Origin of the sequence: Paraburkholderia sp. UCT70, from assembly GCF_050434085.1 — a bacterium.
In the GTDB taxonomy this organism is placed as follows: Bacteria; Pseudomonadota; Gammaproteobacteria; order Burkholderiales; family Burkholderiaceae; genus Paraburkholderia; species Paraburkholderia tuberum.
In genome coordinates this window covers 2,813,969-2,835,655 of sequence record NZ_JBNPVZ010000004.1, presented here as the reverse complement: position 1 = coordinate 2,835,655, position 21,687 = coordinate 2,813,969, and the positions used below count along the sequence as shown (strand labels likewise).

Sequence of the window (21,687 nt, the reverse complement as noted above, 5' to 3'; positions counted from 1 at the left end):
CTCAACCGCTATGCGGAAAGCGCCGTGCTGAACTTGTATAGTTGAGGAGGCAAAAATGCTAGCGTTGGCGGCTCCTTTCGCCTATGAGACGAATCCGAAATTGATCTTGCCGTGTTTGAGCGCCCAGTCTGGAGTCGACGCCTGATGGGTTGGCCAGGCATTCTCGTACTCGGCGCGGTGATCGGCCTCGCGGGCTGGTGGTTGCATCCGCAGCGCCGCGCGAGCCGCGCCCGCTGGTGGGCCGCGCTGTTGGCCGGTGTGCTCGGCACGAGCGTCGCGCGGATGGCCGGCAATGTGACTAGTCTCTTCCATGACGGCGACATGCTCGAATGGCCGGTATGCACCGCCGTCGCGCTCATCGCCGTCGCCGTGACGGTCGGCCTCTTGTCGCGTCAATCAACGCGCCGGTCAATCCGTCGATGAATCCTTGCAGGTAACTCCATGAACGCCCGACTTCCCGAAACCTCCTCCATTCCCGAGCGCCTCGCGAGCCTGCGCGCCGCGATGGCGCGCGAAGGCATTGCCGCTTACCTCGTTCCTTCGGCGGATCCGCATCTGTCCGAGTATCTGCCAGGGCGCTGGCAAGGCCGCCAGTGGCTGTCGGGCTTCACCGGCTCGGCCGGCACGCTGATCGTCACCGCCGATTTCGCCGGCGTCTGGACCGACAGCCGCTACTGGGAGCAGGCGAGTGCGCAGCTCGCCGGCAGCGGTGTCGAACTGATGAAGATGACCGGCGGCCAGCTCACGACGCCGCATTTCGAATGGCTCGCGCAGAACGTCGCGAGCGGCGGCACGGTCGGTGTGGACGGCGCGGTGCTGGGCGTCGCGGCCGCGCGCGCGTTGAGCGCCGCACTGAACGCGCGCGGCGTGCAATTGCGCACCGACCTCGACCTGTTCGACGTGATCTGGGCGCAGCGCCCGGCGCTGCCCGCCGACGCCGTCTTCGAGCACGCCGCGCCGCAAGCGGGCGTCACACGTGCGGACAAGCTTGCGCAGGTGCGTCGCGCGATGGTCGAGAAAGGCGCGCAGTGGCACCTCATCTCGACGCTCGACGACCTCGCCTGGCTGCTGAATCTGCGCGGCGCCGACGTCAGCTACAACCCGGTGTTCGTCGCGCACGCGCTGATCGGCGTGGATCGGGCGTCGCTATTTATCGCCGACGGCAAGGTGTCGCCGGCGCTCGCCGAAGTGCTCGCGCGCGACGGCATCAGCGTCGAGCCGTACGCGAAAACCGCCGACGCGCTTGCTGCGCTGCCAGCCGGGAGCACGCTGCTGATCGATCCGCGCCGCATCACGTACGGCTCGCTGCAGGCGGTGCCGTCGTCGGTCAAGGTGGTCGAGGCGGTCAATCCGTCCACTTTCCTGAAGTCGTGCAAGACCGCCGCCGATGCCGCGCACGTGCGTGAGACGATGGAGCAGGACGGCGCCGCGCTCGCCGAATTCTTCGCGTGGTTCGAAAGCGCGCTCGGCCGCGAGCGCATCACCGAGCTGACGATCGACGAGCGTCTGACGGCAGCTCGCGCGCGCCGTCCCGGCTTCGTGTCGCTGAGCTTCGCGACGATCGCGGGCTTCAATGCGAACGGCGCGATGCCGCACTATCGCGCGACCGAGGAGTCGCATGCGGTGATCGAAGGCAATGGCCTGCTGCTGATCGATTCGGGCGGCCAGTATCTGAGCGGCACGACCGACATCACGCGCGTCGTCCCGGTCGGCACGCCGAGCAGCGAACAGCGCCGCGATTTCACCGTCGTGCTGAAGGGCATGATCGCGCTGTCACGCGCGCAATTCCCGCGCGGCATCCGCTCGCCGATGCTCGACGCGATCGCGCGCGCACCGATCTGGCAGGCCGGCGCCGACTATGGCCACGGCACCGGTCACGGGGTCGGCTACTTCCTGAACGTGCACGAAGGCCCGCAGGTGATCTCGCACTACGCACCGGCCGAACCGTGGACCGCGATGGAGGAGGGCATGATCACGTCGAACGAGCCGGGTCTGTATCGACCGGGCAAGTGGGGCGTGCGCATCGAAAACCTCGTGCTGAACGTGGCCGCGGAAAAAACCGAATTCGGCGATTTCCTGAGGTTCGAAACGCTGACGCTGTGCCCGATCGACGCGCGCTGCATCGAGCTGTCGCTGCTGCGCGACGACGAGCGCGCGTGGCTCAACGCGTATCACGAGACAGTGCGCGCGCGCCTCGCGCCGCATGTATCGGGCGACGCGAAAGCGTGGCTGGAACAGCGCACGCAACCCATCTGAGGGTAGCGACGACCTTCCAAAGGAGCGTGGTGCATGGCGATCAAGGCAGTGGTGTTCGATTTCGGCGGTGTGCTGATCGACTGGAGTCCCGAGTACCTGTACCGCGAGCTGATTCCCGACGAAGTCGAGCGCCGCTGGTTCCTCACGCACGTCTGCTCGATGGACTGGGTGATCCGCCAGGATGGCGGTCAGCCGATCGTCGAGGCCACCGACGAGCTGATCGCGCGGTTTCCCGATCACGAACCGCTGATCCGCGCGTTCTATGAGCGCTGGCACCAGATGGTGGCGGGTGTGCTCGACGACGGCATCGCGCTGATGGAAAAGCTCGAAGCGGCCGAGGTGCCGCTCTTCGGGCTGACCAACTGGTCGGCCGAGACGTTTCCGTACGCGTGGGAGCACTATCCGGTGCTGCGGCGGTTTCGCGACGTCGTCGTGTCGGGGCGCGTGAAGCTCGTGAAGCCCGACCCGGCGATCTTCGCGGAGATGCGCCGGCGCATCGAACTGCAAATGCCCGGTGTCGAGCCGGCCGAACTCGTCTTCATCGACGACAACGCGAAGAACGCCGAAGCCGCGACGGCTCTCGGCTGGCACGGCGTGCATCACGCGAGCGCCGCCCAAACGGAAGCCAAGCTGCGCGAGTTGGGCTTGCCGGTTTGAGCTGACCGCCGCCGCTACTGCCCCAGCAGATTCTTCAGCGCATTGCCGAGACCCTTGACGGTCTCGCCCGCGCCCTTCGCGACGCCTTCGACACTGACTCCGAGCGCCTGCGCAAACCCTGCGCCGATGCGCGTGAGGATTCCTTCGCGCACCGAGAACTTCGGATCGCGCAGATCGCCGTCGAGCACGAAATGCAGCGTGATGTCGCCGTTATGCGTCTTCAGCGCCGCGACGGCGGCGCGGGTCGGAATCGACATGAACGTCTCGAGCGGATTGTCGGATTCGGCGAGTTGCAGATTGTGGACCGTCACCGTGCCGGGCGCGTGGAGATGATAGTTCCGCACCGTCGATTCGATCGTCAGGTCGACGGTGCCGCCCGTCACCTGTGCGCGCGTGCCGGCCTTCTTCAGCAGATACGGATCGAGCATCGCAATATCGACGCCGCGCAGCGTGCTCGTCGTCTGCGAATCGCGGCTGGCGATTTTGATCCAGCCGTCGAACGTCACGGTGCCCGTATGCGCCGGCCCCTTCATCGAGCCGCGAACGCTGACATTGGTCGGTTCGGCAAGCGCCGGCAGATGCAGATGGTCGACGCTCGCGTTGGCGTTGCTGACCGTGACCTTGAACGGCGGCGGCCCGACAGTCATGTCATAGAAATGGAAGTTGCCGTGTTCGAAGCGGATATGGTCGACCAGCTTTTCGCGCGGGATCGGCGGCGCCGTGCCGGCGTTGCCCGGCTGATCGCCGCGGTTCAGCGATTCGCGCAGGTTCGGCAGCAGATTCAGCGAGCCGTCCTTCGTGCGTAACACGGCCATGTCGAAGCCGCGCACGACGACCTCGCGGATATGCATGCGCCGCGCGATCAGATCGCGCACGTCGGGGGTGATCGTGATTTCGTCGGCGCGTAGCGGTTCACCCGCTGGCCAGCCAGGCGGCGCTTTTAGCACGACGTGGGTGAGGTGTACCGAGGTGAGGCCGACGTCGATACTGTCCGCGCTGCCAAGCGGCCCGAGCGCCGCGCTGACGCGATTCTTGACTTCCTGTTGCGCGAATTGCATCGCGCCGATCGTGATCAGAACCAACGCCAAAAGCGTTCCGCTCACGATGACGATCCAGCGCCTGCCCTTCGACATCGCCATGCCTGTCTCCTCGTCGCCGCGTCGCGCGGCGCTGTGTTGACCGTCCGTCGCGTGCGCGAGACTTTCACGCGCGCCTCCATCTAGCGACGCTTAGCAACGCGCATGCCCCGCGGCCCGTCCGGCATTGCGCCAGACGGGCCGTCGTCCGCCCGCTTCTTAACGCGAGATCGGCTTGTAGTGCAGGCGCTTCGGCCGCGCGCCTTCCTCGCCGAGACGCGCGCGCTTGTCCGCTTCGTATTCCTGGTAGTTGCCGTCGAAGAACGTGACTTGCGAGTCGCCTTCGAACGCGAGGATATGCGTCGCGATGCGATCGAGGAACCAGCGATCGTGCGAAATCACGAGCACCGAGCCCGCGAATTCGAGCAGCGCGTCTTCGAGCGCGCGCAGCGTTTCGACGTCGAGGTCGTTCGACGGTTCGTCGAGCAGCAGTACGTTGCCGCCCGCGATCAGCGTCTTCGCCAGATGCAGACGACCGCGCTCGCCGCCGGACAGATTGCCGACGATCTTCTGCTGGTCGCCGCCCTTGAAATTGAAGCGGCCGATATACGCGCGCGATGGTGTTTCGTACTTGCCGACCGTCAGCACGTCCGCGCCGCCCGAGATTTCCTCGAACACGGTCTTGGTGCCTGCGAGCGCTTCGCGGCTCTGGTCCACGTACGCGAGCTTGACGGTCGGACCCTGCACGATTTCGCCCGAATCGGGTTGCTCGCGGCCGGTCAGCATACGGAACAGCGTCGACTTGCCGGCGCCGTTCGGACCGATGATGCCGACGATCGCGCCGGCCGGGATCTTGAAGCTGACGTTATCGAGCAGCAGCCGGTCGCCGTACGACTTGCTGACGTTCTTGAACTCGATCACTTCATTGCCGAGGCGGTCGCCGACCGGAATGAAGATTTCCTGCGTTTCGTTGCGCTTCTGGTAGTCCTGGCTGTTCAGTTCCTCGAAGCGCGCGATACGCGCCTTCGACTTCGCCTGACGGCCCTTCGGGTTCTGGCGCACCCACTCGAGTTCCTTCTTGATCGCCTTCTGGCGCGCGGACTCCGACGCTTCTTCCTGCTTCAGGCGCTCTTCCTTCTGATCGAGCCAGCTGCTGTAGTTGCCCTTCCACGGAATGCCGTGGCCGCGGTCGAGTTCGAGAATCCACTCGGCGGCGTTGTCGAGGAAGTAGCGATCGTGCGTGACGGCGACCACGGTGCCCGGGAAGCGCGTCAGGAACTGCTCGAGCCATTCGACCGATTCCGCGTCGAGGTGGTTGGTCGGCTCGTCGAGCAGCAGCATGTCGGGCTTTTGCAGCAGCAGCTTGCACAGCGCGACGCGGCGCTTTTCGCCGCCCGACAGATGCTCGATCTTCGCGTCCCATGCCGGCAGGCGCAGTGCGTCGGCGGCGATTTCGATCTGCTGCTCGGCGCTGCCGTCGGTCGTTGCGAGGATCGCTTCGTACTTCGCCTGCTCGGCGGCGAGCGCATCGAAGTCGGCGTCCGGCTCCGCGTAGGCCGCGTAGATCTCGTCGAGCTTCTTCTGCGCGTTGAACACGTCGCCGAGGCCTTCCTCGACCGCTTCACGCACGGTTTTCTGCGGATCGAGTTGCGGCTCCTGCGGCAGATAGCCGATGTTCAGGTTCGGCATCGGTGTCGCTTCGCCTTCGATCTCCGTGTCCACACCGGCCATGATGCGGATCAGGGTCGACTTGCCCGAGCCGTTCAGGCCGAGCAGGCCGATCTTCGCGCCGGGGAAGAACGATAGCGAAATGTCTTTGAGGATCTGGCGCTTGGGCGGCACGATTTTGCCGACCCGGTTCATGGTGAAAACGTATTGGGCCATTTGCTTGCAGTAGACGTTGACGACGCCGGCCGCGTGCGGGCGGGCAGTCGGGGGTGAATGGGTAATCGGTGTGAGGGCCGGGCGGAACACCCGGCGCCGGCGGGCGCGGCGTCGGATTCGACGACGCTGCCGCGTGCGGCACGTGGTTCAGGTGGCATTGTACTTCGCGGCGAGGGCCGGGCGGCAGGGGAGTTCCGGCAGCGGGCCGCCGTCGCGACGCTCCGCGGGCGTCTCAGTTCGCGCGCCGTCCAGTCGCCGGATCGAAGAAGTGCAGATGCTGCGCGGGCAGCACGACCTGCAGCGCCTCGCCGGCCGCGGGACGATGCGCGTGAGGCAGCCGCGCGGTCACATCGTGCTTGCCCCAGCGGCCGTGCGCGAGATTGTCCGCGCCGAGAATTTCGCAAGAATCGACGCTCAGTGTCGCGAACGGTGCGTTGGCCGTGCCCGGGCTCAGATGCTCGGGGCGAATGCCGCGCGTCCACTCGCGGCCTGTCGCGACTTCGCGGCCGATCGACGGCACGCCCGCGAGCGGCAGCTTCGGGCCGTTGCCGGCGACCTCGAAGGTCGAGCCGTCGTCGGAGACACGGCCTTCGAGCAGGTTCATCCCCGGCGAGCCGATGAAGCTCGCGACGAACACCGTGGCCGGCCGCTCGTAGACTTCGGTCGGCGCGCCGATCTGCTCGGCGTGGCCCTGGTTCATCACGATCACGCGCTGCGCCAGCGTCATCGCTTCGATCTGATCGTGCGTGACGTACAGACTCGTGGTCTTGAGGCGCGCATGCAGGCGCTGGATTTCGAGGCGCATCTGCACGCGCAGACGTGCGTCGAGATTCGACAGCGGCTCGTCGAACAGAAACACCGCCGGCTCGCGCACGATCGCGCGGCCCATCGCGACGCGCTGCCGCTGCCCGCCCGACAACTCGCGCGGCTTGCGCTGCAGCAGCGCGCCGAGCTCGAGAATCTGCGCGGCGGCTTCGACGCGTTTCGCGATCTGCGCACGATCGACGCCCGCGATCTTCAGCGCGTAACCCATGTTCTCGGCCACGCTCATATGCGGATACAGCGCGTAGTTCTGGAACACCATCGCGATGTTGCGATCCTTCGGCTCCAGCTCGTTGACGACCTTGCCGGCGATTGAAATGCTGCCGTCGGAGATGCGCTCGAGCCCGGCGACCATTCGCAGCAAGGTCGATTTGCCGCAGCCGGACGGGCCGACCATCACGACGAATTCGCCGTCGGCGACGTCGACGTCGATGCCGTACAACACGAACTGTTTGCCGTCGTAGGTTTTCTTAACGCTTTGCAGGGTCAGTGCAGCCATGCCGTTCTAGCCTTTAATTTTGAGTGCTTGTCGCAGTCCGCCATACCGGATCATTTTTCCGAATCCACGAGGCCGCGCACGAACCAGCGCTGCATCGTCAGCACGACGGCGAGCGGCGGCAGCATCGCGAGCAGCGTGGCCGTCATCACCAGATGCCATTCGGTCGCGGTATCGCCCGAGGCGATCATTCCCTTGATGCCGATCACCGCGGTGATCAGCGACTGCTGGCTGGTGATCAGGATCGGCCACAGATACTGGTTCCAGCCGTAGATGAACGTGATCACGAAGAGCGCCGCCATCGTGGTCCGCGACAGCGGCAGCACGACGTCCCAGAAGAAGCGCAGCGCGCCCGCGCCGTCGATGCGCGCGGCTTCCATCAACTCGTCCGGCAGCGTCTTGAAGAACTGGCGGAACAGGAACGTCGCGGTCGCCGACGCGATCAGCGGCAGCGTCAAACCGGTGTACGTATTGCTCAGATGCATCGACGACACCACCTGCACGGTCGGGAAAATCCGCACTTCGACCGGCAGCATCAGCGTGATGAAGATCAGCCAGAACGCGAGCGTGCGAAACGGAAAGCGGAAGTAGACGATCGCGTACGCGGAGATCATCGACACGGCGATCTTGCCGATCGCGATGACGAGCGCCATCACGAGGCTGTTGAACAGCATGCGATTGAACGGCGCCGCGGCGTTGCCGGTGCCCTTCGTCCAGATCGTGACGATGTTCTCGAACAGATGCGTGCTCGGCACGAGCGACAGCGGCACCGTAAACACCTCGTGCTCGCTCATCGTCGCCGCGCAGAACGCGACGTACACCGGAAACACCACGAGCGCGACGCCGATGATCAGCACCGCGTGACAGAACAGGTCGAAACCGCGTCGGTTCTCGATCATGAGTATTGAACCCTGCGTTCGATGAAGCGGAATTGCACGACGGTCAGCGCCACGACGATGATCATCAGCACGACCGACTGTGCGCCCGAACTGCCGATGTCGAGCCCCTGGAAGCCTTCGGCGAAAATCTTGTAGATCAGCGTGCGGGTGGCCTGGCCTGGGCCGCCGCCGGTCGCCGCGTCGATCACGGGAAAGGTGTCGAAGAACGCGTAGGTGATGTTGATCACCAGCAGAAAGAACGTGGTTGGCGACAGCAGCGGCAGGGCGATGCCGAAGAAGCGGCGCACCGGACCGGCGCCGTCGATCGCGGCCGCTTCGATCAGCGAGCGCGGAATCGCCTGCAGGCCCGCATAGAAGAACAGGAAGTTATAGCTGATCTGCTGCCAGACCGACGCCAGCACGACGAGGAACATCGCCTGACCGGGGTTCAGCGCGTGATTCCACACGATGCCGTGTTTCGCGAGCGCATACGTGACGAGGCCGATGCTCGGGTTGAACAGGAACGACCACAGCACCGCGGCGATCGCGGGCGCGACCGCGTACGGCCAGATCAGCAGCGTTTGATAGGCCTTCGCGCCGCGCGTCACGCGGTCCGCGCAGACCGCGAGCAGCAGCGAGATCACGAGGCCCGACACGGTGACGAGCGTGCAGAACACGATCGTCGTGTTGAACGACGCCAGATACAGCGGGTCGGCGAACAACTGTTTGAAGTTCGCGAGTCCGACGAACTCGCTCGACGTACCGAACGCGTCCTGGGTTTGCGTCGATTGCCAGAGCGCGACGCCCGCCGGCCAGAGGAAGAACACGAGCGTGATGAGCAGCTGCGGCGCGACGAGCAGGTAGGGCAGCGCGCTGGTGCCGAAGTAGGAGCGCTTTTCCATCGGGATGTCCAGAGTGTGCTGCAACGACGGGTTCCCGCGCGGGAGCGCCGGAACCCTGCCTGCAGGCGATGCTTAGTTACCGGCCTTTTCGAAGCGGCGCAGCAGGTCGTCGCCGCGCGCGACGGACGAGTCGAGCGCCTGTTGCGGCGTCTTCTTGTCCGCCCACACCTGTTCGAGTTCTTCGTCGATCACGGTGCGGATCTGCGGCATGTTGCCCAGACGCAGGCCCTTCGTGAACGGCAGCGGCGGCTTGTTCAGCATCTGGCGGATCGCGGTGTCGCTGCCGGGGTTCTTGTCGTAGAAGCCCTGCTGGCGCGTCAGGTCATACGCGGCGGTCGTGATCGGCAGATAGCCGGTGTCCTGATGCCACTTCGCGGCGACTGGCGCCGTGGCCAGATAGGCGAGGAACTTCGCGACGCCCTTGTAGACGGCCGGGTCCTTGCCCGACAGCACCCACAGGCTCGCCCCGCCGATGATCGCGTTCTGCGGTGCGCCCTTCACGCTGTCGTCGTACGGCATCATGCCGGTGCCGAAGTTGAACTTCGCGTATTTCTTGATCGTCGCGAGCGAGCCTGACGAGTTCGTGATGATGCCGCAGTCGCCGCTATAGAACTTCGACACCGGTTCGTCCTTGCGGCCGACATAGGTGAACGTGCCGTCCTTCGCCATGTTCTGCAGGAACTGGATGTGCGCGACCTGCAGCGGCTTGTCGAATTCGAGCTGCGCGTCCATGCCGTCGAAGCCGTTGTTACGCGACGCGAACGGCGCCGCATGCCACGCGCTGTAGTTCTCGAGCTGAATCCAGCTTTGCCAGCCCGACGAGTAGCCGCACGACATGCCCGAGGCCTTCAGCTTCTGCGCATCGGCGTGCAACTCGGCCCAGGTCTTCGGCGGCTGGTTGGGATCGAGGCCAGCCTTCTTGAACGCATCCTTGTTGTAGTACAGCACCGGCGTCGAGCTGTTGAACGGCATCGAGATCAGTTCGCTGGTTTTCGAGTCGCTGTAATAGCTCGCGATGGTCGGCACGAAGGCTTTCTGATCGAGCGGCAGGCCCGCGTCCTTGAATACCTGCGTCACCGGGACGATGGCTTTCTTCGCCTGCATCATCGTCGCGGTGCCGACCTCGTAGACCTGCAGGATGGCCGGCGCATTGCCGCTGCGATAGGCGGCGATGCCGGCGGCGAGGGTCTGGTCGTAGGTGCCCTTGAACACGGGCACGATCTTGTAGTCGTTTTGCGATTTGTTGAAGTCGTTCGCGATGTCGTTCAGACGTTCACCCAGTGCGGCTTCCATGGCGTGCCAGAACTGGATTTCGGTCGCGGCGTGAGCCGCCTGGCTGACGCCGATGCTCAATACAGCGGCGACGGAAAGTGAACGGAACAGCGGCTTGTAATTCATCGTTTTTGTCTCCGGTTCGGAAGGGGCGCGGACGCGAATCGCGCGATTCTAGTTGTGTTCGATGACATTCCGGCGTCGGATGCCGGGCGGCGCGGACCAAGGGTGGCGGTGCGCCGGAAGCCGAAATTTAGCATTGGCTGTCAGGGAAAGGAAATAAACGGGAATCTATTCGGAAAGATCACGGGTGATGCAGGTCATGGAGTGGTGCCGCATAGATGCGCTCCCCGGACCATTACCACTTTTGACATTCGCCCATGTGCTGTTGCCGTAAGCTCGATCTCTCGACTTGATAAGAAGGTGTCAACAATGACATGGACATACAGCCAGACATCGGGAACCCTGTCCCGAAATGGAAGCGTGGTCGCACGCGGATACTCGGGCCACGGCGGGCAAAAACAATTACCTCATGCAACACGTCCGATCGGTCGGGCCGATACCTGAAGGGTCGTACACGATTGGGTCGCCAAGGCATTCGCATCATGTCGGAGCTTTCGCCATGCCATTGACGCCTAATCCGGGAACGCACACTTTCGGCAGGGACACCTTCTTCATGCATGGCGACAGCAAGAGTCATCCGGGTAGCGCATCGAACGGATGCATCGTCATCGTGGACCGGGCCGTCCGCGAACGAGTCTGGTCAAGCGGTGACCGCCAGCTTCGGGTAGAACGATGAAAAAACTCATTGCACTTCTGATCCTGGTGTGCGCGTCAGGAGCGGTGGCGGCCGTGCAAGACAACGCGCCCGCTGAAGTATCGACGGCGATTGGCCGGCCGAAAAACTACAAGGCCAAAGCGTTGCACGCTGTTTCGGCGGTCACGACTGCAAATTCGAACATCAAGGCCCATTGTCTCGACGCGTTGCGGAAGTCGTAGCGCGCAAACAAAAAAGCCCGCAACCCCTGAGGGTTCGCGGGCCTTAAGCGCGCTGCGCAGTTTGCGCTGCTTCGCGCCTACACGTTGAACAAAAAGTTCATCACGTCGCCATCATGCACGACGTACTCCTTGCCTTCCGCGCGCATCTTGCCGGCTTCCTTCGCGCCTTGTTCACCCTTGTAGGCGATGTAGTCGTCGAAGCTGATCGTCTGCGCGCGGATGAAGCCGCGCTCGAAGTCGGTGTGGATTGCGCCGGCCGCCTTCGGCGCCGTGTCGCCGACGTGGATCGTCCACGCGCGCACTTCCTTCACGCCGGCCGTGAAGTAGGTCTGCAGGCCGAGCAGCTTGAAGCCCGCGCGGATCACGCGGTTCAAGCCCGGCTCATGCATGCCCATGTCGGCGAGGAAGACTTCCATGTCGGCTTCGTCGAGGTCGGCGATTTCCGCTTCGACTGCCGCGCACACGGCCACGACCGGCGCGCCTTCAGCAGCCGCGAACTTCGTGATCGCGTCCAGGTGCGGGTTGTTCTCGAAGCCGTTTTCCTTCACGTTGGCGACGTACATCGTCGGCTTGGCGGTGATCAGGCAGAACGGCTTGAGGGTAGCCTTTTCTTCATCGGTCAGATCGAGCGCGCGGACCGGCTTCGCCTGGTCGAGCTGCGCGCGGACCTTCTCCAGCACCGCCGCGTTCTTCGCGGCTTCCTTGTCGTTACCCGACTTGGCCGCCTTGGAATAGCGCGCGAGCGCCTTCTCGACGGTGGCGAGGTCGGCAAGCGCGAGTTCGGTGTTGATCACCTCGATGTCCGACAGCGGATCGATCTTGTTCGCGACATGAATCACGTTGTCGTCTTCGAAGCAGCGCACGACGTGCGTGATCGCGTCGGTTTCGCGGATATTCGCGAGGAACTGGTTGCCGAGGCCTTCGCCCTTGCTCGCGCCGGCCACCAGACCGGCGATGTCGACGAACTCGACCACGGCCGGCAGGATGCGCTCCGGCTTGACGATTTCGGCGAGCGCCTTCAGCCGCGCGTCCGGCACCTCGACGATGCCGACGTTCGGCTCGATCGTGCAGAACGGATAGTTTTCGGCGGCGATGCCCGCCTTGGTCAGCGCGTTGAACAGGGTGGACTTGCCGACGTTGGGCAGGCCGACGATGCCGCATTTGAGGCTCATGGAAATCCTTCAGTGAATCAGTAGGTTGCGTGATGCGCTCGACGCTGCGCGCGGATTCGGAAAGCCTTCGCGCAAGGTGGGGCGCGGCAGGCTCAGCGGAGCGGACAAGACACCGAATCGGGGCGTTGGCTCGACGATTGGGTGCGAGTTTTCACGGAAAGCGCAATTGTAACCCGTTCGCCCGCGCGGACCCGCCGGCGCATTGGCGCGAAGCCACTGTAGAATCGTCAGTTCAGAGCCGGCAGAGCTCAATTTCCGGGGGAGCAGCGTGGGAATCATCAGATGGGTTGGGATCGGCGTCGTCGCCGCGGTCGTGGTGGGCTCGGTCGCGACATGGGTCGCGCCGAATTTCGACGAAGCGCAGGCCACCACGGACCGGCAGACCATCGCTTGTTTGACGACCCACCTGTCGCACGAAGATCACGCCGACATCGCGCGGTTCGCCGATAAGAACGACTACGACTCGCTATGGCGCGTGTTCGACCGCGTGTTCCCCGACTGCGCGGTTCGCAGCGATCAGCGCGATCGCAAGGCGGAGCTCGAGGCGGCCGCGTGGCGCAACCTCTCGTCCGATCGCGACTTCATGCGCATGCGCGAGGCGAACGCGGCGCTCGCGGCAAGCGCCGCGACGCATTAGCACGACGCATCGAGGCCGCGCGGCCACCGGCCCGGGACTCAAATGCGCGTGGCCGCCAACGCATGAAGTGCGGGTTGCGCGAGCGGTCGGCGTCAGACTCGCACAGTCCCGCCGACAACCTCAGGCTCTGACCCCACACACCATGTCCGGCACGAGCCCGCGAGGCCCCGCGCACAGAGCCCAACGGCCGCGCCCGTCGATCCGTCCCCCGCAACCCCCGCAGCTATAATGCGCGCATGAACGCACACCACCAGACCTTTGATGCCGCCGTGATCGGCGGCGGGCTCGTCGGCAAGACCGCGGCGCTCGCGCTCACGCAAGCCGGACTGCGCGTCGCACTGCTCGCGCAGCCTTGCGCGGCGCTGCCCGCCGGTGCTGTCTTCGACTCGCGCGTCTATGCGTTGTCGTCGAGTTCGCAGGCCTTGCTCGAACGGCTGCGGGTCTGGCAGGCGCTCGATCAGACACGGCTAGGTCCCGTCTACGACATGCGCGTCTACGGCGACGCGCACGCCGAGCTGCATTTCTCGGCGTTTCAGGCATCGGTACCGCAGCTTGCGTGGATCGTCGAGTCGTCGGTGATCGAGCGCGCGCTCGATGCCGCGCTGCGCTTCCAGCCGAACCTCACGTGGATCGACACGCGCGCGCAGGCGCTCGATTTCTCCGTCGACAACGCGAGCGTCGGCCTCGCGAACGGCAGCGTGCTCGAAGCGGATCTGGTAGTCGGCGCTGACGGCGCGCACTCGTGGGTGCGCGCGCAGATCGGCTCGAAGATGGTGCGCCGCGACTACAGACAGATCGGTGTGGTCGCCAATTTCAAGGCTGCGAAGCCGCACGGCGAAACCGCGTATCAGTGGTTCCGCGACGGCGAGATCATCGCGTTACTGCCGATGCCGGACGGCCACGTGTCGCTGGTCTGGTCGGCCCGCACCGAACACGCCGAGCAGTTGCTCGCGCTCGATCCCGAGCGGCTCGCCGCCGAAGTCGAGCACGTGAGCGGTGAACAGTTCGGTGCGCTCGACTGCGTGACGCCCGCGCAGGGCTTCCCGCTCGCGTTGCAGACCGTGGACCGGCTCGTCGCCCCGCGGGTCGCGCTGGTCGGCGATGCCGCACATCTGATCCATCCGTTGGCAGGACAGGGCATGAACCTGGGCTTGCGCGACGTCGCCGCGCTCGCGAGCACGATCGGCGGCAAGGAGTCGTTCCGCGATCTCGGCGACATGGTGCTGCTGCGTCGCTACGAACGCGCGCGCCGCGAAGACATTCGCGCGCTGATGATCGCCACCGACGGCCTGCAGAAACTGTTCTCGGTGCCCGGTCCGCTCGCGCGCGCCGTGCGCAATACCGGCATGGCGTTCGTCGGCGCGCAGCCATTCATCAAGCGCTGGCTCGTGTCGGCCGCGCTGGGGTAAACCGCAACGAGGCGTCGGGCGGATAGCCGATGGCCGGTCACCGGCGCCCGGGACAGGTATCATGACCGGATCGAAGCGCTGCGATCCGCCCCTTATCCGACCCCCGATCGAACCTGATCGAGCCTGATTGAACAGATAGGCGGCCGAAACTCGCGGCCGGAACGTAAAAAACGCGCAGGTGCGCGACTGACTCCAGGACTCAAGCATGAAAAAGACCTTCCGCATCGCCGCCGCCGCGCTCGCGATCGGTGCCGCTACGCTCGGCTGCTCGGCGCAGGCCGACCAGACCACCGACAAGCTCAAAGCCACGCTGCAAACGCGTCTGTCCGACGTGACGATCAAGGGCGTGTCGAAGTCGCCGATTGCGGGCCTGTACGAAGTAAACCTCGGCACGCAGATCATCTACAGCGATGCGAGCGGCGACTACCTGATGCTCGGCGACATGGTGGACTCGAAGACGCGCAAGAATCTGACCGAGGCACGCCTGTCGGAAACCAACCGCATCGACTTCGCGAGCCTGCCGTTCGGCAATGCGGTGAAGGTCGTGCGCGGCAACGGCGCGCGCAAGATCGCGGTGTTCTCCGATCCGAACTGCCCGTACTGCAAGCAGCTCGAAAAAACGCTGCTGTCGATCGACAACGTGACGGTCTACACGTTCCTGTACCCGGTGCTGTCGCCCGATTCGACGGCCAAGTCGAAGTCGATCTGGTGCTCGGCCGATCGCGCGAAGGCGTGGGAATCGTGGATGCAGGACCGTCAGGCGCCGACCGCCGCCGCCACCTGCGACACCGCCGCGATCGACAAGAACCTCGCGCTCGGCCGTTCGATGAACGTCGAAGGCACGCCGACGGTGTTTCTCGCCGACGGTCGCCGCCTGCCCGGCGCGGTGCCGGCAGATCGGCTCGACAAGGAACTGTCGGCCGTGCACTGAACAGCGCGCTGGCCACAGCGCCACGCACGCCCCGGGCGCGCAACAGATGCAACGTTCAAACTGAAGGAGGCGCACGCAGCGCCTCCTTTCGCATCGAGCCCCGAACTTCCCGCCTCACTCTCCTGACACTCCCAAGCGCCGCCGATGAAGCCGATCCGCTACACCATCGTTCCGGGTAACCCCGCCGCCCACCTGTTCGAAGTCACCGTGACCGTCGCCGATCCCGATCTGGCCGGCCAGCGTTTCATGCTGCCGGTGTGGATTCCGGGCAGCTACATGGTGCGCGAGTTCGCGCGCAACATCGTCACACTGCGCGCGGTGAACGACGCGGGCCGCAAGGTGCGCGTCGAGAAGATCGACAAGCACACGTGGCAGGCCGCGCCGGTCAAGGGAGCCTTGACGCTGCGCTACGAGGTGTACGCATGGGACCTGTCGGTGCGCGCCGCGCATCTGGACGACACGATCGGCTTTTTCAACGGCACCAGCGTGTTCCTGTCGCCGCTCGGCCATGAGGACGCGCAGTGCGTGGTCGATATCCAGAAGCCGCAGGGCGCCGCGTATCGCGGCTGGCGCGTCGCGACCGCGCTGCCGGAAGCGCGCGGCACGAAGCGCTACGGTTTCGGCGAATACCGCGCGCAGAACTACGACGAATTGATCGACCATCCTGTGACGCTCGGGGAATTCGCGCTCGCGACGTTCAAGGCGCACGGCGTGCCGCACGACGTCGTGATCGGCGGTCGCGCGATCGGGCTCGATATGGAGCGTCTCTGCAAGGACCTGAAGCGCATCTGCGAAGCGCAAATCGCGTTGTTCGAACCGAAGTCGAAGAAGGCGCCGGTCGAGCGGTACGTGTTCATGACGCAGGCTGTCACCGACGGTTACGGCGGGCTCGAGCATCGCGCGTCGACTGCGCTGATCTGCAATCGCACCGATCTGCCGGTGCAGGGCCGCGAGCCCATGAGCGAGGGCTACCGGACCTATCTCGGTCTGTGCAGCCACGAGTATTTCCACACGTGGAATGTGAAGCGGATCAAGCCGGCCGTGTTCGCGCCGTATGACCTCGGCGTCGAAAACTACACGTCGATGCTGTGGCTGTTCGAGGGCTTCACGTCGTATTACGACGACCTGATTCTCGTACGCAGCGGCGTGATCTCGCAGGACGACTATTTCGGCCTGGTTGGCAAGGTGATCGGCGGGGTGCAGCGCGGCAGCGGGCGCCTCAAGCAGAGCGCCGCCGAAAGCTCGTTCGATGCGTGGGTCAAGTACTACCGGCAGGACGAGAACGCGCCGAACGCGATCGTCAGCTATTACACGAAGGGCTCGCTGATCGCGCTCGCCTTCGACCTGACGATCCGCGCGCAGACCGGCAACCAGAAATCGCTCGACGACGTGATGCGTCTGCTGTGGAAGCGCTTCGGCCGTGACTTTTATCGAGGCAAGCCGGTCGGCGTCGACGAAAGCGAGATCGAGGCGATTTTCGCGGAAGCTAGCGGCGCGCAACTGGCCGAACTGTTCGCCGAGGGCGTGCGCGGCACGCGCGATCTGCCGCTCGACGCGCTGCTCGCGCCGTTCGGCGTGGCGCTCGCGCCGGACGTCGACAAAAACGGCAAGCCGTCGCTCGGCGTGCGGCTACGCGGCGGCGCGGATTGCGCGCTCGCGACCGTGCACGAGGGCAGCGCCGCGCAGAAGGCGGGTCTCTCCGCGGGCGACGTGCTGATCGCGATCGATGGTCTGCGCGTGACCGGCGGGAATATCGATGCTCTGCTGACGCGCTATCAGCCGGGTGCGAAGGTCGAGGTGCATGCGTTCCGCCGCGACGAGCTGCGGGTCACGCAGGTGAATCTCGACGGTCCCGAAGTGGCGCGCTACAAGCTCACGGTCAGCGATCACCGTCCCGCCGCGCGCAAAGCCCTTGAGCGCTGGCTGACGAAGTGATCGGCGTGGTGGTGGGCCGCACCGGGCGGTCCACCGATCGTCGCCTGTCCCGTCGTCAATCGGCGGAGGAGGGCGGTTGATTGTTCTATCCATGCAACAATCCTTCGCCGCCGGACGGCTTTTTCGCCGGCCGGTAAAAAAACACAATGACTTCACTCGCGCAACACTGCGCGCCCCTACTGGAGTCAACCATGACCACGATCCTGCAAATCAACTCGGCAGCCCGTTCGCAAGGCGCGAACTCGACGCTTCTCGTCAACGAGCTGACTGAAAAGCTGCAACAGTCGAATCCGGGCGCGCAAGTCGTCGTCCGTAATCTGCAAGCCGAACCGCTGCCGCACCTCGACGACGCCGTGCTCGGCGCGTTCTTCACGCCGGCCGACCAGCGCACCCCGGAACAGGCCGCGATCGCCGCACGCAGCGAAGCGCTGATCGCCGAACTGCAAGCGGCCGACGTCATCGTGATCGGTGCGCCGATGTATAACTTCGGCATCTCGTCGCAACTGAAGACGTACTTCGACTTCATCGCACGTGCGGGCATCACGTTCCGTTACACCGCGAACGGCCCGGAAGGCCTCGTGACGGGCAAGAAGGTCCACGTCGTGTCGGCGCGCGGCGGCAAGTATCTCGGCACGCCGAACGATAGCCAGACGCCGTACCTGAAGAGCTTCCTCGGCTTCCTCGGCATGACCGACGTGAATTTCATCTACGCCGAAGGCCTGAACTTGGGCCCGGACGCCGCGAACGCCGCGCTGAGCTCGGCACGCGAAGCGATCGCCGCGGTTTAAGCGGGTTTGTCCTGCCGCATTGCGCCGCTTCGATGCGGCGCGAGCGATGAAAGGAATAACGCCACGGATGGGTTCACCCTCCGTGGCGTTTTCGTTGTGTATCGCAATCTTCTGACGACGACGCTCTCACGCAAGCATTTGCGCGTCGTCCGGTAGACGCCAGTCGATCGGCTGCCGGCCGTGCTGCAACAGATATTCGTTCGCCTTCGCGAAATGCCCGCAACCGAGAAAGCCGCGATGCGCGGACAGCGGCGACGGATGCGGCGCCTCCAGCACATAGTGCGACTTGCCGCCGAGTAGCGCGCGCTTCGCCTGCGCATGCGCGCCCCACAGCATGAAGACGAGGTTCTGATGCCGCGTCGCGAGTTCGTGGATCAGCGTGTCGGTACATTTCTCCCAGCCGCGTTTCGCGTGGCTCGCGGCGCTGTCGCGCTCGACGGTCAGCACCGTGTTCAGCAGCAGCACGCCCTGTTTGGCCCAGCTGTCGAGGCAACCGTGCTGCGGCGTCTGGTGACCGAGACTCGCGGCGATTTCCTTGAAGATGTTGCGCAGCGACGGTGGCGGCCGCACGTGCGGCGCGACCGAAAACGCGAGACCGTGCGCCTGCGGCGTGCCGCGGTCTTCGCCGTGGTACGGGTCCTGGCCGAGGATTACGACTTTCACTTCGTCGGGGCTCGTCAGGCGGAGCGCGCGGAACACGTCGGCCGGATAGATCGTTTTGCCGGCGGCACGCTCACCGTCGACGAAGCGGCACAGCGGCGCGTAGGTGTCGCTGTCGATGAAGGGCTTCAGATGCGCGCGCCAGGCCGCGGGTAGCGCGGCGAATTGTGCTTCGAGCGTGGGCGGGGCGGCGGTGGGGGCGGCGGAGGCTGCGGCGGGGGCGGGCGCGACATCGTCGAACAACGATGCCTGCGGCAAACTGGAGCGGGTGCGGGAAGCGGAGGTCATGGCGGGGAAGTGTCGCAGCAAACGCGGACTAGCTCAAGTTGCGGCAAGCGAGCGCATGAGGTGCCGCCGGGTTTCGGGCAACGCGCTCACCCGGCGCGCAACCGATACCCGCGCTGCGCCTTGCTGATGTCATCCGGCGCGAGGCCGGCAATCCGTTTGCCGAGTTCGGCGGCGAGCGTGTGAAGCGCCGCTTCGTCGCCCGATTTCAGTTCGAGCTCGATCTCCGAGATCGGCGCGCGGCGGGCTTCATCGTCGACTTCGGCAAGCACGTCGCCCTGATCGATCGCCGCCTCGATCTGAGCGCCGTCGGAGTCGAGCAGCCATAGCGTGCGTGTGAAATTGGTGTGGAACAGCTCGATCAGCGCAGGCGCGGCCTGTTTCAGTGCATCCGCGGCGGCGGGTTCGTCGCAAGCGCTCAGCAACGATTCGATTTCGAGCTTCGCGCCCGCGACCGGCAATTCCCATTCGTGCCGGCTATGCAAGCCGTTCGTCGCCGTGCCGACCGTCTTGAAGGTCTGCAGCCAGCCGTCCGGGGTCTGCCGTAGACGCAGCGCGCTCTTTGACGACGCCAGCGTCAACTGCGGCGTATCGAAATAAATGTTCACGAGCTTGATCGCGCGTCCATTCTTGCCGGCGCGCGCGGCGAACCACTGCGTCGCCGCCTGCACCTGCGAAGCCGGCAGCGCCAGCTTGATTTCGCGTTCCATGCCCATGCTGGGTGTCCTCGTTGCGTGGATTTCTCTGCGCCCGATACGCCGATACGTCGATACGACGCTCAGAAAAACATCCGCGCAAGTTCCACGCCCGGCTCGTCCGCGCGCATGAACGCTTCGCCGACGAGGAAGGTATGCACGTTCCGCGCGCGCATGCGCTCGACGTCGTCGCGCGACAGGATGCCCGATTCGGTCACGACGATGCGATCGTCGGGAATCGCGTCGAGCATGCCGAGCGTCGTGTCGAGCGAGGTTTCGAAAGTGCGCAGATTGCGGTTGTTGATGCCGATCAGTGGCGTCTTCAGCGTCAGCGCTTCCTTGAGTTCATCGCTGTCGTGCACTTCGACGAGCACCGCGAGACCCAGCGAATGCGCGAGCGCTTCGAGGTCCTGCATCTCGGCGGTTTCGAGCGCGGCGGCGATCAGCAGGATCGCGTCGGCCCCCATCGCACGTGCTTCGACCACCTGATACGGATCGACGATGAAGTCCTTGCGTATCACCGGCAACTGGCACGCGGCGCGCGCTTGCTGCAGATAGGCGACGCTGCCCTGGAAGAACTGCACGTCGGTCAGCACGGACAGACACGCCGCGCCGTGCTTCTCGTACGAACGCGCGATGTCGGCCGGCACGAAGTGCTCGCGCAGCACGCCCTTCGACGGGCTCGCCTTCTTCACTTCGGAGATCACCGCGGCGAGACCCGCCGTGTGCTTGGCGCGCAATGCGCCGACGAAGTCGCGGAGATCGCGCGAAGACGCTTCGAGCCGCAGTTCTTCGAGTGGCACGCTTTGCTCGGCCGCCCGGACTTCTTCGCGTTTGACCGCGATGATGCGGTCGAGGATGTCGCTCATAAATGTCTCGCTACTTGATTACTGCTTGAATTGCTGGGTGAAGCGCACCAGTTCGTCGACCTTCGCGCGTGCCTTGCCGCTCGCGATCGCTTCGCGCGCGAGCTCGATGCCGTCCGCGATCGTGGCCGCGACGTTCGCCGAATAGAGTGCCGTGCCGGCGTTCAGCGTGACGATTTCGCGCGCGACGCCGGGCTTGTTGCTGAGCGCGTCGAGCAGCATGACCTTCGACTCGCCCGCGTCGGCGACTTTGAGCGTGCGGTTCGACACCATCTGCATGCCGAAGTCTTCCGGATGGATCTCGTACTCGCGGATCTCGCCGTCGCGCAACTCGCCGACCAGCGTGGCGCCGCCGAGCGACACTTCGTCCATGCCGTCCATCCCGTACACGACGAGCACGTGCCTGGCGCCGAGGCGCTGCATCACGCGCACCTGAATGCCGACGAGGTCGGGGTGAAACACGCCCATCAGCTGATTCGGCGCGCCGGCCGGATTGGTGAGCGGCCCGAGGATATTGAAGATCGTGCGGATGCCGAGTTCCCGGCGTACCGGCGCGACGTTTTTCATCGCCGGATGATGGTTCGGCGCGAACATGAAGCCCATGCCCGTTTCCGCAATCGATGCCGCGACCTGCTCCGGCTGCAGATCGATGTTGACGCCGAGCGCTTCGAGCACGTCCGCGCTGCCCGACTTGCTCGATACGCCGCGATTGCCGTGCTTTGCGACCTTCGCGCCCGCCGCGGCCGACACGAACATCGTCGCGGTGGAAATGTTGAACGTGTGCGCGCCGTCGCCGCCGGTGCCGACGATATCGACGAAGTTCGAGTTGTCCTGCACGTCGACGTGCCGGGCAAATTCACGCATCACCGTGGCGGCCGCGGTGATTTCGCCGATGGTCTCTTTTTTGACGCGCAGGCCGGTGATGATCGCCGCCGACATCACGGGCGAGAGTTCGCCGCGCATGATGAGGCGCATCAGGTGCAGCATTTCGTCGTGAAAAATCTCGCGGTGCTCGATGGTCCGCTGCAAGGCTTCCTGGGGCGTAATGGACATGATCTCGTCTCCCT

At 64.9% G+C, this 21,687-nt stretch carries 21 protein-coding genes; 10 read left to right on the top strand and 11 right to left on the bottom strand.

All coding sequences use genetic code 11. The annotated features are described in order from the left end of the window. Positions 1 to 144: 144 nt before the first annotated feature. Genes OKW41_RS38765 through OKW41_RS38755 form a run of 3 tightly spaced genes read left to right on the top strand, consistent with a single transcriptional unit; the run spans position 145 to position 2,913 of the window. Entirely contained in the window at positions 145 to 423 is a 279-nt protein-coding gene (locus tag OKW41_RS38765) for a hypothetical protein (RefSeq protein WP_184009140.1), read from the top strand. An 18-nt stretch (positions 424 to 441) separates the two neighbouring features. Next, positions 442 to 2,256, top strand: a complete 1,815-nt coding sequence (locus tag OKW41_RS38760) for an aminopeptidase P family protein (protein ID WP_429575786.1) — start codon at positions 442 to 444, stop codon at positions 2,254 to 2,256. Positions 2,257 to 2,289: 33 nt separating this feature from the next. Next, complete coding sequence (locus OKW41_RS38755) at positions 2,290 to 2,913, top strand: HAD family hydrolase (protein WP_429575785.1); 624 nt, start codon at positions 2,290 to 2,292, stop codon at positions 2,911 to 2,913. Positions 2,914 to 2,927: 14 nt separating this feature from the next. Here OKW41_RS38755 and OKW41_RS38750 read toward each other — a convergent pair whose 3' ends face one another. From OKW41_RS38750 to ugpB, 6 genes are all read right to left on the bottom strand, one after another. Next, positions 2,928 to 4,052, bottom strand: coding sequence for a DUF748 domain-containing protein (locus OKW41_RS38750; RefSeq protein WP_429575784.1), 1,125 nt, complete (start codon positions 4,050 to 4,052; stop codon positions 2,928 to 2,930). 156 nt (positions 4,053 to 4,208) lie between these two features. Then, positions 4,209 to 5,873 carry an energy-dependent translational throttle protein EttA gene (gene ettA / locus OKW41_RS38745; RefSeq protein ID WP_429575783.1) on the bottom strand — a complete coding sequence of 555 codons (1,665 nt, stop codon included), beginning with the start codon at positions 5,871 to 5,873 and terminating at the stop codon, positions 4,209 to 4,211. 232 nt (positions 5,874 to 6,105) lie between these two features. Further along, positions 6,106 to 7,194, bottom strand: coding sequence for a sn-glycerol-3-phosphate import ATP-binding protein UgpC (locus tag OKW41_RS38740; protein WP_429575782.1), 1,089 nt, complete (start codon positions 7,192 to 7,194; stop codon positions 6,106 to 6,108). A gap of 50 nt (positions 7,195 to 7,244) precedes the next feature. Then, positions 7,245 to 8,090: a sn-glycerol-3-phosphate ABC transporter permease UgpE gene (gene ugpE / locus OKW41_RS38735; protein WP_429575781.1), complete on the bottom strand. Its 846-nt coding sequence runs from the start codon at positions 8,088 to 8,090 to the stop codon at positions 7,245 to 7,247. Further along, complete coding sequence (gene ugpA / locus OKW41_RS38730) at positions 8,087 to 8,971, bottom strand: sn-glycerol-3-phosphate ABC transporter permease UgpA (RefSeq protein WP_184052403.1); 885 nt, start codon at positions 8,969 to 8,971, stop codon at positions 8,087 to 8,089. Before ugpA ends, ugpE begins: the two co-directional genes overlap by 4 nt. A 72-nt stretch (positions 8,972 to 9,043) precedes the next feature. Then, on the bottom strand, positions 9,044 to 10,369 hold the full coding sequence (ugpB, locus tag OKW41_RS38725) for a sn-glycerol-3-phosphate ABC transporter substrate-binding protein UgpB (protein WP_429451866.1): 1,326 nt from the start codon (positions 10,367 to 10,369) through the stop codon (positions 9,044 to 9,046). 349 nt (positions 10,370 to 10,718) lie between these two features. On the opposite strand from ugpB, the gene OKW41_RS38720 reads away from it, so the two are divergent. Next, on the top strand, positions 10,719 to 11,042 hold the full coding sequence (locus tag OKW41_RS38720) for a tlde1 domain-containing protein (RefSeq protein ID WP_429451864.1): 324 nt from the start codon (positions 10,719 to 10,721) through the stop codon (positions 11,040 to 11,042). Continuing rightward, positions 11,039 to 11,242 carry a hypothetical protein gene (locus OKW41_RS38715; RefSeq protein ID WP_429575780.1) on the top strand — a complete coding sequence of 68 codons (204 nt, stop codon included), beginning with the start codon at positions 11,039 to 11,041 and terminating at the stop codon, positions 11,240 to 11,242. The genes OKW41_RS38720 and OKW41_RS38715 overlap by 4 nt, the downstream gene beginning before the upstream one ends. 77 nt (positions 11,243 to 11,319) lie before the next feature. Here OKW41_RS38715 and ychF read toward each other — a convergent pair whose 3' ends face one another. Further along, complete coding sequence (gene ychF / locus OKW41_RS38710) at positions 11,320 to 12,414, bottom strand: redox-regulated ATPase YchF (RefSeq protein ID WP_187616872.1); 1,095 nt, start codon at positions 12,412 to 12,414, stop codon at positions 11,320 to 11,322. 268 nt (positions 12,415 to 12,682) lie between these two features. Between ychF and OKW41_RS38705 the strand changes: the two genes are divergently transcribed. The 5 genes from OKW41_RS38705 to OKW41_RS38685 all read left to right on the top strand — a co-directional run bounded on the left by OKW41_RS38705 (position 12,683) and on the right by OKW41_RS38685 (position 18,114). Further along, the gene (locus tag OKW41_RS38705; RefSeq protein WP_429575779.1) at positions 12,683 to 13,051 is read left to right on the top strand and encodes a hypothetical protein; all 369 of its coding nucleotides are present in this window, start codon (positions 12,683 to 12,685) and stop codon (positions 13,049 to 13,051) included. Positions 13,052 to 13,287: 236 nt separating this feature from the next. After that, entirely contained in the window at positions 13,288 to 14,460 is a 1,173-nt protein-coding gene (locus OKW41_RS38700) for a UbiH/UbiF family hydroxylase (RefSeq protein ID WP_429575778.1), read from the top strand. Positions 14,461 to 14,665: 205 nt separating this feature from the next. Beyond that, entirely contained in the window at positions 14,666 to 15,391 is a 726-nt protein-coding gene (locus OKW41_RS38695; protein WP_429451860.1) for a DsbC family protein, read from the top strand. A 144-nt stretch (positions 15,392 to 15,535) separates the two neighbouring features. Beyond that, positions 15,536 to 17,326: a M61 family metallopeptidase gene (locus OKW41_RS38690; protein WP_429575777.1), complete on the top strand. Its 1,791-nt coding sequence runs from the start codon at positions 15,536 to 15,538 to the stop codon at positions 17,324 to 17,326. Positions 17,327 to 17,517: 191 nt separating this feature from the next. Then, complete coding sequence (locus OKW41_RS38685) at positions 17,518 to 18,114, top strand: FMN-dependent NADH-azoreductase (protein WP_018420121.1); 597 nt, start codon at positions 17,518 to 17,520, stop codon at positions 18,112 to 18,114. 126 nt (positions 18,115 to 18,240) lie between these two features. On the opposite strand, the gene OKW41_RS38680 is transcribed toward OKW41_RS38685, so the two are convergent. The 4 genes from OKW41_RS38680 to trpD form a co-directional block, all read right to left on the bottom strand. Continuing rightward, positions 18,241 to 19,062 carry a uracil-DNA glycosylase gene (locus OKW41_RS38680; RefSeq protein WP_429575776.1) on the bottom strand — a complete coding sequence of 274 codons (822 nt, stop codon included), beginning with the start codon at positions 19,060 to 19,062 and terminating at the stop codon, positions 18,241 to 18,243. Between the two features lie 86 nt (positions 19,063 to 19,148). Beyond that, positions 19,149 to 19,775 (bottom strand): CYTH domain-containing protein, encoded by a 627-nt coding sequence (locus OKW41_RS38675; RefSeq protein ID WP_429575775.1) that lies wholly within the window; start codon positions 19,773 to 19,775, stop codon positions 19,149 to 19,151. Positions 19,776 to 19,837: 62 nt separating this feature from the next. Continuing rightward, positions 19,838 to 20,623: an indole-3-glycerol phosphate synthase TrpC gene (trpC, locus tag OKW41_RS38670; protein WP_090802017.1), complete on the bottom strand. Its 786-nt coding sequence runs from the start codon at positions 20,621 to 20,623 to the stop codon at positions 19,838 to 19,840. A gap of 18 nt (positions 20,624 to 20,641) precedes the next feature. Continuing rightward, entirely contained in the window at positions 20,642 to 21,673 is a 1,032-nt protein-coding gene (gene trpD / locus OKW41_RS38665) for an anthranilate phosphoribosyltransferase (RefSeq protein WP_184035978.1), read from the bottom strand. Positions 21,674 to 21,687 lie beyond the last annotated feature (14 nt).

Bases quoted from the DNA above. Each gene is read 5' to 3' on its own strand.
- OKW41_RS38765 (WP_184009140.1), top strand. From the start codon at position 145: ATGGGTTGGCCAGGCATTCTCGTACTCGGCGCGGTGATCGGCCTCGCG.
- OKW41_RS38760 (WP_429575786.1), top strand. From the start codon at position 442: ATGAACGCCCGACTTCCCGAAACCTCCTCCATTCCCGAGCGCCTCGCG.
- OKW41_RS38755 (WP_429575785.1), top strand. From the start codon at position 2,290: ATGGCGATCAAGGCAGTGGTGTTCGATTTCGGCGGTGTGCTGATCGAC.
- OKW41_RS38750 (WP_429575784.1), bottom strand. From the start codon at position 4,052: ATGGCGATGTCGAAGGGCAGGCGCTGGATCGTCATCGTGAGCGGAACG.
- ettA (WP_429575783.1), bottom strand. From the start codon at position 5,873: ATGGCCCAATACGTTTTCACCATGAACCGGGTCGGCAAAATCGTGCCG.
- OKW41_RS38740 (WP_429575782.1), bottom strand. From the start codon at position 7,194: ATGGCTGCACTGACCCTGCAAAGCGTTAAGAAAACCTACGACGGCAAA.
- ugpE (WP_429575781.1), bottom strand. From the start codon at position 8,090: ATGATCGAGAACCGACGCGGTTTCGACCTGTTCTGTCACGCGGTGCTG.
- ugpA (WP_184052403.1), bottom strand. From the start codon at position 8,971: ATGGAAAAGCGCTCCTACTTCGGCACCAGCGCGCTGCCCTACCTGCTC.
- ugpB (WP_429451866.1), bottom strand. From the start codon at position 10,369: ATGAATTACAAGCCGCTGTTCCGTTCACTTTCCGTCGCCGCTGTATTG.
- OKW41_RS38720 (WP_429451864.1), top strand. From the start codon at position 10,719: ATGGAAGCGTGGTCGCACGCGGATACTCGGGCCACGGCGGGCAAAAAC.
- OKW41_RS38715 (WP_429575780.1), top strand. From the start codon at position 11,039: ATGAAAAAACTCATTGCACTTCTGATCCTGGTGTGCGCGTCAGGAGCG.
- ychF (WP_187616872.1), bottom strand. From the start codon at position 12,414: ATGAGCCTCAAATGCGGCATCGTCGGCCTGCCCAACGTCGGCAAGTCC.
- OKW41_RS38700 (WP_429575778.1), top strand. From the start codon at position 13,288: ATGAACGCACACCACCAGACCTTTGATGCCGCCGTGATCGGCGGCGGG.
- OKW41_RS38695 (WP_429451860.1), top strand. From the start codon at position 14,666: ATGAAAAAGACCTTCCGCATCGCCGCCGCCGCGCTCGCGATCGGTGCC.
- OKW41_RS38690 (WP_429575777.1), top strand. From the start codon at position 15,536: ATGAAGCCGATCCGCTACACCATCGTTCCGGGTAACCCCGCCGCCCAC.
- OKW41_RS38685 (WP_018420121.1), top strand. From the start codon at position 17,518: ATGACCACGATCCTGCAAATCAACTCGGCAGCCCGTTCGCAAGGCGCG.
- OKW41_RS38680 (WP_429575776.1), bottom strand. From the start codon at position 19,062: ATGACCTCCGCTTCCCGCACCCGCTCCAGTTTGCCGCAGGCATCGTTG.
- OKW41_RS38675 (WP_429575775.1), bottom strand. From the start codon at position 19,775: ATGGGCATGGAACGCGAAATCAAGCTGGCGCTGCCGGCTTCGCAGGTG.
- trpC (WP_090802017.1), bottom strand. From the start codon at position 20,623: ATGAGCGACATCCTCGACCGCATCATCGCGGTCAAACGCGAAGAAGTC.
- trpD (WP_184035978.1), bottom strand. From the start codon at position 21,673: ATGTCCATTACGCCCCAGGAAGCCTTGCAGCGGACCATCGAGCACCGC.